We start from the raw sequence: 12,923 nt of genomic DNA, 5'->3' as shown, positions 1-12,923 counted from the left end.
TATAGCAGCCCTCATTATTATATTCATTGAGATCGTTCCTTTCGATTGCGTATTCTGTTTCAGTTGCCGCATCAATACCGCCTCCATATTCAATAAAGTTACTAATAGTTTATCCACCCAGCCGTACTCTGGCATATGCCGAGAACATTTATAATGAATCATTCTCTTGCTCCTGACGCTTCATCCTCCGATGTTGGGGTTTCCAGGTGAATTATTCAGTTATATCTGATTAATACCGTGAACGGCTTCCCGGTTTGGATTAGGATAGACCCATACACCAGATAAAAAGGAGTCTTGCGTATGATTTCACTTCATGCGATCAATAAAAACAACTGGGAGGATTGCATTCGCCTCAAGCCGAAGGCTGAGCAAGCAAAGTGGATTGCCCCCAACCTTTACTCTATCGCGGAGGCGCAGTTTATGGAGGGATTCCGAACAAGGGCCATTTATCATGATGAGGACATGATCGGCTTTGTCATGTACGGGATTCATACCTACGATGATAACTATTGGATTTACAGGTTCATGATCGATGAGCATTATCAGGGGCTGCATTATGCGAAGCCGGCCCTGCGGCTAGTGCTCGAAGAGATCCGCAGTGCGCCTGATCAGACGAAGCATGTGATGCTTTGTTATAAGAAAGAGAATGAGCGGGCGGAGAGATTATATCTCCAGACCGGTTTTCGGAAAGCGGGGATCGCACCTTGGGGGGATATGATGGCAAAATATACATTTGCCGGCTAAGGAAACGTTCGTATGGACCCTGAGTCTTCCAATGGATCGATATGAACAACAGGCAATCGTTCCCCTTTCAGATGGCGGTTTCAGCGCATAAGAAGATGAACCTCATGATATATATGGCACCGAATCATCTTGTGCTAGAATACGGAGTTAGAAGAGGGATATGTTCCGTGGTCCGTAGCGGGGGTGACTCCGCTTGCAGATTGATAACTTTCATAGAACGGAGGAGCGTTCGTGATCACTATACTCCGGAAGTATTCCATCCGCGTTCAGCTGCTTACCATCGGTGGGGCGATGCTGCTGTTATTGTTCGGGACTTTTCTGTGGAGTTATGACCAAATGCGGGGAATCACCTACAAACGGAACAGCGAATATACCCTGGAGCTGATATCAACGATTCAGAAAAATATCGCGGACAACGCGGACTCCATTAACCGCATTTTGCCTAATATCGCTTATAATGAGACGATTCAGCGATTTTTGATGGAGCGCGAGCGCCTGGCTCAGTTCGAATTGAAGGGAGCAGTTGAAGCACTTCTTGTTAATCTTCAGTCCATGAAACAGGGGATCGATAGAATCGTGCTCCTCTCTACGGTAGGGGGAGGCTTCTATAATTGCGTAAACTGCAAGGATTATATTCCTTTTGACGATATTCCCGACCAGACCAACGCCTATTATTCAGGACTTTATCACTATAAGCTCTCAAGTCCGACGAAGAATGTGGTGTATGTGGGTACGCCTGTGTATGATAAGAAAAACGTTGTGACAATCGGGAAAAAAATCGGTTATGCCGTCATCGTTCTGGAGGCCGATGCGATCGCACCCCAGCTCGGCTCGATGTCGACCCATCTTGCCGGGAAATTTTATGTACTGGACCGTAACGGAATCGTAGTGACAAGTAACGACGCTCCAAGCATCGGCCAATCGGTTGGCGGAATGGCAGAGGATGCTGCTCGTGCGCTTCAAGTCAAGGAGGGCGAGCCCGTTAAGTTTCAGAACGAAGAGGGAGATTTTATCCTGCATGCCAGGCCGGTGCCGGCGATCGACGGAAGTATCGTAAGCGTGTTCGAAACAGGTGAGCTATTCAGCGGATTGAAGGATATGCTGACCCTTGTTCTTGGCATCTTTTCGTTGTCCATCGTAATCTTATATGCCTTTTACACCGCTATAAGCCGCAACATCCTTAACCCGATCCGCGCTTTCATGAAAATTATCAGCGGCCTGCGATCGCAAGGATTAGATAATCCGAACAAACGTGTATCGCTTGACGGGTATGCGGAGATTAGCATCATGGCCAGGCAGTTCAATACACTGCTCGATGAGATCGACGATCTGGCTGCGAAGCTTGTCGATTCAAAAACATATATTTATGAGCTGAAGCTTCTTAGGAAGCAAGCGGAGCTGCAATTTTTAAAGAATCAGATCAATCCCCATTTTCTTTACAATACGCTCGAAACCATTAAAGGAATCGCATATGTGAAGAACGTTCCCGAGATTCGGGAAATGACGGATTCTCTTGGACTCATCTTCCGTTACAGCATTAAAGGCGGGGACGAAGTACGGCTCAAGGAGGAGCTTGCGATCGTTAATGCCTATATCCGGATTCAACAGATTCGATTCCAGGATCGGTTTGACGTTGTGTATGATGTGGATGAACGAAGCTTGCGGGTTTCGGTCATCAAGATGATTTTGCAACCGCTTGTGGAGAATGCGGTGTTCCATGGAATCGAACCGAGCCTTGAGCGATGCCTCCTAACGGTAGGAAGCCGGATTGAGGGCAGCAGCATGCTGATATGGGTGCAAGACGATGGTGTAGGCATGGAGCCTGCCCAGCTGGATGAAATCCGTGCTCATTTAGAGGACAAGTCTGGCCCGGACCTGACCTCGGATACAAAATTTATCGGCATGTTAAACGTAAACAACCGAATCCGATATGCCTATGGGCCGGCGTATGGCATCGTAACAGTCGATAGCGAACCGTCAAACGGAACCAGAGTAGTTATCAAGCTTCCGCATGGAGGAATGACAAATGCAGTATAAGGTTTGGCTTGCAGATGACGAACCCTGGATCTTGGAAAGCTTGAAGCGAATGCTTGACTGGCCGTCCCACGGTTTTGAAATTGTGGGGCAATCCAGCAACGGACTGGATGCTTACCGGCAGATGAAGCACCATCGACCGGATGTTGCGTTCATTGATATCCGGATGCCGGGCATGAACGGAATCGAATTGATCCAGAAGCTGTATGAAGAAGAGACCGGGGTCTGTTGCGTGGTCGCCAGCGGATACGCGGAGTTTGAGTACGCCAGGCAAGCCATGCATTACGGGGCTGGCGGATATATCCTTAAACCATTTCGTAACGAAGAAATATCCGAAGTGCTGCAGGGTTTGAAGAATCGTCTGAAACGCGAAAAGCAGCCCGAAGCCATTCGGCCATCTGACGCGATTACGGATACGGCAGATTCGCGCCCGGGGGACGATACACTGCGCTCGATTGAGCAGTACATTCGCGGGAATTTCCGGGAGCCTCTAACGGTTCAGGATACTTCCAGACAGTTCTTTCTCCATCCGAACTATTTAAGTTCGCTGTTTAAACGGGAATTCGGGGTCAATTTCACGAAGTTTCTAAACGATATCCGAATGGAGCACGCTTGCAGCTTATTGCTCAACAGTCGCTTATCCGTCCGAGAGGTGGCGGAACAGGCCGGGTACAAAGACTATTTCTATTTCGCAAAAATGTTTAAACGGCACACGGGCTTGACGCCGACCGAGTACCGTTCCATAGATGCATCGACAAAACCATAGATTCGGATCAGCCCCGCTGAATGCCTCGGAACACCTAGTGTGTCCGGGGCTTTTTCGTGCGACTGAAGCGGATTTGACACGCAAGGCTTTGAGCGAATGATGTTAGAAAAGTACATAGCATATCTGAGGATCGTACATATGGTTTACCTTCAGCGCACCGTATACTTGGAGCATTAAAAGATAACGCCATGAAAGAGAGGGCAGATGCGATGGAGAAAAGCTTATGGGCGCGGATGGTGGAGCATAAATACATGTACTTGCTCGTGTTTCCGCTGCTAGTGTTCTACATCCTGTTCGAGTATGTCCCGCTGTATGGCCTGCAGCTTGCCTTCAAGGAATTTAATTTCGCCGAGGGCGTATGGGGCAGCGAATGGATTGGACTGGCCAATTTTCAGGAGATCTTTTTATTGGATGACTTTTGGACGGCCTTCCGAAACACGGTCATCATTGCACTTGGCCGGCTGATCTTTGAATTTCCCGTACCGATTGTAGTTGCACTGCTTCTGAATGAAGTCCGAACGGCCAGACTAAAGAAATTTTATCAGGTTGTGTACACGTTTCCGCACTTTTTATCTTGGGTTATCGTTAGCGGAATTCTCGTTAATTTTCTAGGCTCGTTCGGCGTACTGAATCAATTGCTGGACATGTTGGGGTTTGAAAAAGTCAGCCTGCTGGTAGACCCCGAATCATTTCGCGGTCTTTTGTTCGGCAGCAGCATTTGGAAGGATATGGGGTGGGGGACGATCATTTATTTGGCGGCCATCGCCGGGATTAATCCGTCACTCTACGAAGCGGCCAGCATCGATGGAGCCAATCGGTTTCACCAGATGCGATATATTACCTGGCCGTCTCTAAAGAGCACGGTTGTGATCCTGTTGATTCTGCAAATCGGCAATACGATGAGTTCCGGTGGGAGCGGGTTTGACCAAATTTTTAATCTGTACAACCCGGCTGTTTATGAAAAAGCGGATATTCTCGATACCTATGTCTACCGAAGGACTTTTTCGGTCGGCGACAGCTATGGGACGTCAACGGCCGTCGGCTTGTTTAAATCCATCATCAATCTTGCGCTGCTGGTAGCGGCAAACCGCGCGGCCAAGAGGTTGGGCCAGGATGGTCTCTACTAAAGCATGCCAAGCTGCGTTGCTGCTTGTATTTCGGGTGAAAGGAGGACGCCAATGAAACCGAAAGCGAATGGAGCCGATTACATGATTCACATCCTGCTTATGCTGATGGCCGTCATGACCATTCTGCCCTTTTACAATGTATTCATCACTTCATTTGCCGATCCGGCGTCGGTCGTTAAGCAGCAGTTCTATTTAATTCCCACCAGCTTTAATCTCAGCTCATACCGTATGCTGCTTGACGGCAGTTATGTCGGGAAAGCGCTGTTGAACTCCCTCATTGTCACGGTGTTCGGAACGTCGGTTAATATGCTGGTGACCACATGCGGAGCTTATGCCTTGTCCAAGAAATCCATGCCCGGCCGCTCCATTATGATGGCAGGCATCGTATTTACGATGCTCTTTTCGGGAGGACTTATTCCATATTATTTGACGATTAAGGGGCTTCAGTTGATCAATCACTATGGAGCCATGATATTCCCTGTAGCAGTCAGCACCTTCTTCTTGATTGTCATGATCAATCACTTTCGCACGATCCCGCCGAGTCTCGAGGAGTCCGCTAAGATCGATGGGGCGAATGATCTGTATATCCTCTTTCGCATCGTCATTCCGATTTCCAAGCCGACGATTGCTGCGATTACCTTGTTTTACGCGGTCGCCAGATGGAACGAATGGTATAATGCGATGCTGTTTATGACTGACACCGATAAGCATCCCATGCAGCTGTTCTTAAGGAACATGCTGGCAGACGTAACCAAGATGGCCAGGGACGATATGGGCGCGGCCATGATGTCGCAGCTCAATCAGGGCTACCCCGACGGGATCAAAATGGCAAGCGTCATTATAACCATGGTGCCGATTATGCTGATGTATCCATATCTGCAGAAACACTTTTCGGCAGGCGTAACATTGGGTGCTATCAAAGAGTGACACATATTCACGAATATCGATGGGGGAGGTTTTACTATGCAAAGCGTCCGCTGGCAAGGAAAATCCGTTTTGATCGCGATCATGATCCTGGCACTTGTCATTACAGGCTGCACCGGGAAGGCAGGCAATAGCGATGCTGGAGAAGGTGGATCCGGGGGAGGGAAGAACGGGAAGAAGCTGGATATATCGGTCTCTTTTTTTAACATCGGGCTCGCCTTTCCGAACCGTGAAACAGACGAATATTTGAAGCAGCTCGAAAGCAAATTTAATGTCCGTTTCGTTGACAAAGTGATCAGCTATTCGGATTACAAGGAAAAATACCAGCTCTGGAGCGCCTCCGGCGAGCTCCCCGATGTGTTCAGTCACGATATCATTAACTCGGAGACGTATTATTCCTGGATTAAACAAGGGATCATTCGCGCACTTCCAGACGATCTCAGTCCCTATCCGAATGTAGCCAAGGTGCTTTCGCTCGACGAAACCAAGTCGCTTCGTGTGGACGGGAAGGCCTATATGATTCCGCGCCTGACGTACCGGGATTATGATACATGGGCGATGGAACGTTCCTTGATCGTCCGCAAGGATTGGATGGAGAAGTTAGGGATTGCGGATCCCGTTACCTACGATGATTATTTGAATATGCTGAAGGCTTTCGCCAAGGATGACCCGGACGGAAATGGCAAGAACGATACGGTTGGTCTTACCTTCCGGTCGGCTGCGATGCTGGCTCCCATTGCCGGAGGCACCTTTCCACACCTGCTGAACAGCTCGTGGGTGAAGGAGAATGGAACGTATATCCCTTACTATGCCTCCGATAAGATGAAGACGGTCGTCAAGCAGATGCGCCAGCTCTTTACGGAAGGCGCGATCGATCCGGATTTTGCCATTATGAAAACAAACGACGGGATTGAAAAATTCGGCCAGGGTAAAGTGGGCGCGATCTCCATGCAGGCTACTCCGAACGGTTTAGCCAAGCTCAATGCGGCATGGAGCAAATATAACAAGGACACAAAGTTTGAGGATATTGCCCACATCATTCCGGTGACATGGCAATCGGATGACGGAAACCGATACCGCTATACGGCCGTTACGTTCTGGTCGGAAAGCTATTTCAGTGCTCGAGTGAACGACGAGAAGATGGACAGAATCCTGCAAATATACGATTATCTGCTCTCTGACGAATTTATCAGAGATAAACAGTACGGAATTGAAGGGAAGGACTATACCATAGAAGGCGAGAAGATCACGATTACGCGAGAGAAGAATGAAGAGGGCGAATTTAAAACGATTGGCAGCTTGTATCCGTCCTTCAACCTGTTTGGTTCGCTCGCGGCTTGGGGACAAGAGCTCGAATTCGTAGAGAGTGAAGTCAACAATATTGCATATGGAGAGAAGCTGTCGAGGATGTCGAGGGAAGGACTGAAGCAGCGAATCGCCGAGCATGTCCCCGTGCCGACCAATTATCAGCTGGAACTGCTGTATACCCCGGCCAAATCGAAGCTGAGCGCCATAAATCCGACGGAGGATTTGACTAGGGTCATGCTATCCAAGGAGGACCCGGTAGCGATGTGGGAGAGCATTGTGGCAGGTTACGAGAACAAAGGCTTGTCACAGTCTATACAGGAAGTAAATGAAGCTGTGCGAGAGCAGGGGCTCGACAAATGAGCGACAGTCAGAGCATGGATTATCCGATTGCCTGCACAGACCAGAAAAGCCATCGAATCCTGGTTTTCGCCCCGACAGCGCCCGATTGGAACATGGACGAATCATTGATATGGTCCTGGTCTCTCTTAGACGTGGACGGATTCAGCGAGCTCCTTCCGGCATGGGGGCTGCCGACTGAAGCCAAGCTTCGGCATGATCCGATTCGCGGGGGGCAGTGCATGATCGTTACGGATTCTTGCGGGCTTGCAGCGATCGTTCCTTATCCCGGAGGAGAATCCCTCATATGGGGGGCCTGCGTAGGCGGCAATCCTCACTCGGCCGAGCTGCTTCCTAACGGGAATCTGGCTGTGGCGGCCAGTACAGGCGGTTGGGTCAGGATCTATGCTTCTTCCCAAGGGCTAACAGATCAAGTTTATGCCGAGCTTCCGCTTCCTGGTTCGCATGGTTTGCATTGGGATTCTCGCCGAAATGTATTATGGGCTCTAGGCGATCATGATTTGGTAGCCCTCCGTCTCGAAGGAACAGATGATCAACCGGAGATCGCGGTGGACGATCGGGTTCCCCTGCCAAGCAGGTACGGCCATGATCTCCAGCCCGTGTGGGGAAACGACGATCGCTTGTGGATCACTACGGTTTCGCATGTCTACCAGTACGTCATATCATCCGGTCGGTTTGTGAGTGAATATGCGGATTGCCCGTTTGTGGATTGGCATGATGTGAAGAGCATCGGCAATCAACCTTCTGGCGTAATCGTTTCTGCTGCGCCCAAACCGGGAGGACTTTATGAATGGACGACGGACGAGATCCGCTTACACGGGACATCGAATCGGATCCGCAAAGGGACAGCGATATACAAGGCTAGGATTTGGGCCCCGGGATATTAGCCCGTCTATGATCACAATAAGGAGGCTGGAGCATGACTTCACTAAAGAAGCAGCGGTCTGTCCTATCGGATCATCCTTCCAGGTGGCCGCTTGGAACATCGCTCTCGTTAAATGATTGGGCCGATGGTCATGTCGATATTGAAGCTGTTCATCAAGCCGGCATTAAGGTTATCGAGCTGGCTTGGCGAAACGATGCCTTCGATCTGTTCAATCCGGTGAATGAGCGGACCTGCAGATTTTGGATCGAGAATAGTCGAGAGCTTGGAATCAGCATTTGGACGCTGCATCTGCCTTATGGCCCCGCCTTCGATATATCGGCCGTCAGCGAAGCGGCTTCTGTCGAGGCTTCCCGCTTATTATGCCGGTTGATGCAGCTTGCCCATGAATGGGGCATTCCCATGGTTGTACTCCATCCAAGCTGGGAGCCAATTACGGATGAGGAACGTCCGCAACGGCTGGAAGTGTGCAGGAGGGCATTATCGGTGCTGGCAGATGAAGCGGAAGCGCTCGGCATACGGATCGCAGTTGAATGCTTGCCGCGCACGTGCCTCGGGAATTCGGGCCGGGAGATCGCAAGTCTGCTTGCAGCGGATCCTCGGCTCGGCATATGTTGTGATGTCAACCATCTTCTGCTGGAAGCCCCGGAATGCTTCATCAGAGAACAGGGCGAACGCATCTTCACGGTCCATATGTCGGATTGCGACGGTCGAGATGAAAGACACTGGATGCCGGGCATGGGCTCCATTCGGTGGAACGAGGTTTTGCGAGCATTGGTTCTGCACGATTACCAAGGTCCGTTTATGTTCGAGGTCCGCAGACCTGTTCCTTCGGAAGTGGCAGCTTGCTGGGAACGATTGATCGAAGGCTATGATCTTGCTTATCCGAAAGCAATCGAACTTCCGTGAACACATGATGAAAGGAAGGGATCGAATGAATAATCGGAAGAAGATGACATCCCGGCTGCGCCATTTGCTGCTCGCTGTTGGTATCTCTCTGGCTGCCCTGACTCTCTTTATTACCGGAGATAACCTAAGAATGAGCTGGGTGGACGCATCTTCGCCTCTCCAGGAGGATTATGATATCGCTATGAGCGATCAAGCGTCCAAAAAAATATTGGTGATGGACCCTGGCGTCTCTGATTGGAATGATTCCAGGGCCGTTAAATGGTCTTGGGCACCCAGTGCATCCAACGGCTTCGCTGAGTTTACCGCCTATTGGGGATTGCCGACGGAAGCACGGATTAGAAACAGCGATTTCTTCGGAACCCAGGTTATGCTCGTTACCGACTCAAGGGGATTGGCCGCGATTATTCCATATCCTGCAGGAAATTATAAGCTCTGGGCAGCGAATGTAGGCGGCAATCCCCACTCCGCCGAACTTCTGCCCAACGGCAACATTGCCGTTGCAGCAAGCACTGGAGGCTGGGTACGGATTTATACATCGTCTCAGAGCTGTCATTCAATGACATACGCAGAGTATCGTTTGGAGAGCGCTCACGGCGTATCTTGGGATCCGCATAATGAAATATTATGGAGCCTGGGAAATGGGGCGATCGTTGGGTTGAAGGAAGGGGGAACAGCCGCGAGCCCGACGTTGACCGAGCATGTTCGACTGGATGTTACCCGCTTGAACGGGCATGACATACAACCGGTGTATGGAGACCTTGACCGATTGTGGGTGGCATCGGGTGGGAAGGTATATCAATACGTCAAATCGACCAATTCGCTCGATCTTACGTATGCGGGAGCTGACGAGATCAGCCGGGTGGGCGTAAAGGCTGTCGGTAATCAGTCATCAGGCCAGGTGGTGCAAACGGTCGCGGATGTCGCGAAGAATCCGGTCGGCGGCTGTACGCTTTACACGTGGTGTACGGATTCGGCAGACTTTTTCCTTCCGAGTGCAACACGTACCAAGACCGGTGCTGCATTCTACAAAGCACGGATACTGAATCCTAACTATCAGTAGTTGAAGATAGCCGGGATCGAGAGTCCCTTTCAAAAGCTCTTAAGGCGACGAGTGAGGAGATGCTGCTGAGGATCGTTCAAGCGATGTGCTTGGGCGATCTTTTTTTGCCTGGTATGGTATGCTATCCTTACGTATCAGGGATGGATCTGAAGGAGGCAATCGGATGTTGATGATGAACGAGAAAATAAAAGCACGCGAGGTTGAACTGACGGGACTCGACGGTGATGACCTCGGCATCATGCCACGGGACGAGGCATTAGCGCTGGCGAAAGCGAATAAGGCGGATTTAGTGTGCACTTCGCTGTTCAGCAGCCCTCCGCCATGCAAGCTAGTCAGCCGAGGAATGGCCAAGCAGGAGGCCGCGAAGGAGAAGAAAGGACAGAAGCCGGCCAGCGGTCCGATCAAAGTGAAAGAATTTCGCCTCACCGTACATATCGAGGAGCACGACTATGACACCAAGCTGTCTCAAATGCAGAAGCTGCTTGAATCGGGCAAGGCGGTCCAGCCGATCATCCGCATTCAGGGCAAGGAGGGCGATGCCGCCAGGAAGCTGCTGGAACGGTTGATCCACGATCTGGCCGGGAAGGGAACGAAGGAAAACGGCATCCAAGTGAGCGGCAAACAGGCGACGGTGAAGCTGCTCCCGGTGTAAATGCCACCAGGCGTGCAATTCCATGATTTACTTTTGCGTTCTTTGATGATACTATAATTCAAATTATAAACGCGATGAAGAGAAGAGTAGACGAGTCAGGATTCCCTACAGAGAGCCCCAGCAAGCTGAAAAGGGGCGGGAAACCCTTCGTTGAACCAAGCCTCTGAGCGGCGCATCGGAACTTGTGGTTTACATAAGCAGATGGTGCGACAGGAGCTCCTGTTATAGAGCTAGGGTATAAGCCGTCAGCCGATGGCCGTACCTGATGAGGCCGGTATCGTGAGATATCGGCAAATAGGGGTGGCACCGAGAAATCAAATCTCGTCCCCAAGACATTTGTCTTGGGGGCGGGATTTTTTGTCGTTCCAGAGGAAATGAACATGTTAATTTAGAAGAGGTTGTACCCATGAGCACTGACAAAAGAAACGAAGCTATGAAGTCCGACTTTCTGACGGACATTGTGCGGGAGGACATCGCGAGCGGAGTGTACTGCAGGCCGATCGCGACGCGTTTCCCGCCCGAGCCGAACGGTTATCTTCACATCGGAAGCGCATATGCCATCCAGGTTAACCATTCGATCGCTGACCGGTTTGACGGCAGGTTTAATCTGCGCTTCGATGATACGAACCCGCTTAAGGAAGACGTTAAATATGTGGAGGCGATCAAACAGGATATTGAATGGCTTGGATTGAAACCGGATGTATATTTCGGATCGGATTACTCGCAGCAAATCTACGAGGCCGCAATCAAGCTGATTCGCAAGGGCAAGGCCTATGTCTGCGACCTTAGTCCGGAGCAGATGACTGCTTACCGGGGAACGCTGACCGAGCCGGGGAAGGATAGTCCATACCGAGGCCGGACGGTGGAAGAAAATGAGTCCTTATTCAAGCAGATGAAGAATGGAGAGTTTGCAGCCGCCTCGAAGGTGCTTCGGGCGAAGATCGATATGGCATCACCTAATCTCAATTTGCGGGATCCCGTACTGTACCGGATTATCCATGCGGAGCATTACCGAACCGGAAATGAATGGTGTATCTACCCGATGTATGACTTTGCCCATCCGATCCAGGATGCCATTGAAGGGATTACGCACTCCTTATGCTCGGCTGAGTTCAAGGATCACCGCCCGCTGTATGAATGGGTACTGAGGGAGCTTGATATTCCGGAGCCTCCCAAGCAGAGGGAATTCGGCCGGCTGAATATTTCGGGAACGGTTACGAGCAAGCGATATTTGAGGGAGCTGGTTGATGGGGGTTATGTCGACGGTTGGGATGACCCGAGACTGCCGACACTGCAAGGGTTGCGCCGTAGGGGCGTGACTCCGGAAGGGCTTCGACGATTTCTCGAAGAGCTTGGCGCGCTAAAAAATCCTAGTACCGTGGACTCGGCGATGCTGGAGCACTTTGTCCGCCAGGATTTGAAGATGCGGTCCCTGAATGCCATGGCTGTGATGCACCCGCTGAAAGTGGTCATCACGAATTTTCCGGCGGACCGGACGGAAATGCTTGTTCTGCCGAACCATGAAGGCGATGAATCCCTGGGAACCAGGAAAGTCCCGTTCACCAGGGAACTGGTGATCGAACGGGAGGATTTCATGGAGGATCCGATCGCAGGGTTTCACCGGCTGTCGCCGGGGCAGGAGGTGCGGCTGAAGGGAGCTTACTTTATCCGCTGCGAGGAAGTCGTAAAGGACCCGTTAACCGGTAAAATAACCGAGCTGCACTGCACCTATGACCCGTTGACACGAAGCGGAAGCGGGTTCAACGCACGGAAAGTCAAGTCGACGGTTCACTGGGTATCCATGAGTTGCGGGATCCATGCAGAGCTGCATCTGTATGATCGCCTTCTGAAGGAGACCGCTGTTCTTGCAGAATCCGGCAACGATTGGAAGGAGCTCCTGAACCCGGCATCGTTGATTCGGGTGGAGAAGGCTTTTCTTGAGCCGAGCATGAGCAATGCCTCTTTCCATCAAACCTACCAGTTCATCCGACACGGCTACTTCTATCTCGATAACAAGCACGCCCATTCCGGGCATCTTGTGTTTAACCGCGTTGTACCGTTGAAGGATTCGTGGAAGAGGCAGAACAGCGACATGTTCAAATGACCATGTATGCGATGCATTAAGCTTTGCGAACGCTAGGAATAGAGCTGCATTTCAT

General features: G+C 50.8%; 11 protein-coding genes and 1 other annotated feature. All 11 genes read left to right on the top strand.

Annotated features, from left to right (window positions below; genetic code table 11):
* The first annotated feature begins 300 nt into the window (after window positions 1–300).
* The 11 genes from MKX76_RS10490 to MKX76_RS10440 all read left to right on the top strand — a co-directional run bounded on the left by MKX76_RS10490 (window position 301) and on the right by MKX76_RS10440 (window position 12,868).
* Entirely contained in the window at window positions 301–744 is a 444-nt protein-coding gene (locus MKX76_RS10490; RefSeq protein WP_341033719.1) for a GNAT family N-acetyltransferase, read from the top strand.
* A gap of 231 nt (window positions 745–975) precedes the next feature.
* Entirely contained in the window at window positions 976–2,781 is a 1,806-nt protein-coding gene (locus MKX76_RS10485; protein WP_341033718.1) for a cache domain-containing sensor histidine kinase, read from the top strand.
* Entirely contained in the window at window positions 2,771–3,544 is a 774-nt protein-coding gene (locus MKX76_RS10480; RefSeq protein ID WP_341033716.1) for a response regulator transcription factor, read from the top strand. The genes MKX76_RS10485 and MKX76_RS10480 overlap by 11 nt, the downstream gene beginning before the upstream one ends.
* Before the next feature lie 209 nt (window positions 3,545–3,753).
* Window positions 3,754–4,671 (top strand): ABC transporter permease, encoded by a 918-nt coding sequence (locus tag MKX76_RS10475; protein WP_028405527.1) that lies wholly within the window; start codon window positions 3,754–3,756, stop codon window positions 4,669–4,671.
* A 51-nt stretch (window positions 4,672–4,722) separates the two neighbouring features.
* Window positions 4,723–5,598 (top strand): carbohydrate ABC transporter permease, encoded by an 876-nt coding sequence (locus tag MKX76_RS10470; protein ID WP_341033714.1) that lies wholly within the window; start codon window positions 4,723–4,725, stop codon window positions 5,596–5,598.
* Between the two features lie 36 nt (window positions 5,599–5,634).
* Window positions 5,635–7,263 carry a hypothetical protein gene (locus tag MKX76_RS10465; RefSeq protein WP_341033712.1) on the top strand — a complete coding sequence of 543 codons (1,629 nt, stop codon included), beginning with the start codon at window positions 5,635–5,637 and terminating at the stop codon, window positions 7,261–7,263.
* On the top strand, window positions 7,260–8,147 hold the full coding sequence (locus tag MKX76_RS10460) for a DUF6528 family protein (RefSeq protein WP_341033711.1): 888 nt from the start codon (window positions 7,260–7,262) through the stop codon (window positions 8,145–8,147). Before MKX76_RS10465 ends, MKX76_RS10460 begins: the two co-directional genes overlap by 4 nt.
* Before the next feature lie 32 nt (window positions 8,148–8,179).
* The gene (locus tag MKX76_RS10455) at window positions 8,180–9,052 is read left to right on the top strand and encodes a sugar phosphate isomerase/epimerase family protein (protein WP_341033710.1); all 873 of its coding nucleotides are present in this window, start codon (window positions 8,180–8,182) and stop codon (window positions 9,050–9,052) included.
* A gap of 25 nt (window positions 9,053–9,077) precedes the next feature.
* Complete coding sequence (locus MKX76_RS10450) at window positions 9,078–10,112, top strand: DUF6528 family protein (RefSeq protein WP_341033709.1); 1,035 nt, start codon at window positions 9,078–9,080, stop codon at window positions 10,110–10,112.
* 163 nt (window positions 10,113–10,275) lie between these two features.
* Window positions 10,276–10,764, top strand: a complete 489-nt coding sequence (gene infC, locus MKX76_RS10445; protein ID WP_341033708.1) for a translation initiation factor IF-3 — start codon at window positions 10,276–10,278, stop codon at window positions 10,762–10,764.
* A 65-nt stretch (window positions 10,765–10,829) separates the two neighbouring features.
* Window positions 10,830–11,096 (top strand) — a binding site (T-box leader).
* Between the two features lie 74 nt (window positions 11,097–11,170).
* Window positions 11,171–12,868: a glutamine--tRNA ligase/YqeY domain fusion protein gene (locus MKX76_RS10440; protein WP_341033706.1), complete on the top strand. Its 1,698-nt coding sequence runs from the start codon at window positions 11,171–11,173 to the stop codon at window positions 12,866–12,868.
* Window positions 12,869–12,923 lie beyond the last annotated feature (55 nt).

The organism is Paenibacillus sp. FSL R5-0810 (assembly GCF_038002285.1).
Taxonomy (GTDB): Bacteria; Bacillota; Bacilli; order Paenibacillales; family Paenibacillaceae; genus Paenibacillus_AQ; species Paenibacillus_AQ lactis.
This window is presented reverse-complemented; position numbering and strand designations above follow the sequence as displayed.

Coding starts and splice junctions, on each gene's coding strand:
- MKX76_RS10490 (WP_341033719.1), top strand. CDS start 301: ATGATTTCACTTCATGCGATCAATAAAAACAACTGGGAGGATTGCATT.
- MKX76_RS10480 (WP_341033716.1), top strand. CDS start 2,771: ATGCAGTATAAGGTTTGGCTTGCAGATGACGAACCCTGGATCTTGGAA.
- MKX76_RS10475 (WP_028405527.1), top strand. CDS start 3,754: ATGGAGAAAAGCTTATGGGCGCGGATGGTGGAGCATAAATACATGTAC.
- MKX76_RS10470 (WP_341033714.1), top strand. CDS start 4,723: ATGAAACCGAAAGCGAATGGAGCCGATTACATGATTCACATCCTGCTT.
- MKX76_RS10465 (WP_341033712.1), top strand. CDS start 5,635: ATGCAAAGCGTCCGCTGGCAAGGAAAATCCGTTTTGATCGCGATCATG.
- MKX76_RS10460 (WP_341033711.1), top strand. CDS start 7,260: ATGAGCGACAGTCAGAGCATGGATTATCCGATTGCCTGCACAGACCAG.
- MKX76_RS10455 (WP_341033710.1), top strand. CDS start 8,180: ATGACTTCACTAAAGAAGCAGCGGTCTGTCCTATCGGATCATCCTTCC.
- MKX76_RS10450 (WP_341033709.1), top strand. CDS start 9,078: ATGAATAATCGGAAGAAGATGACATCCCGGCTGCGCCATTTGCTGCTC.
- infC (WP_341033708.1), top strand. CDS start 10,276: ATGTTGATGATGAACGAGAAAATAAAAGCACGCGAGGTTGAACTGACG.
- MKX76_RS10440 (WP_341033706.1), top strand. CDS start 11,171: ATGAGCACTGACAAAAGAAACGAAGCTATGAAGTCCGACTTTCTGACG.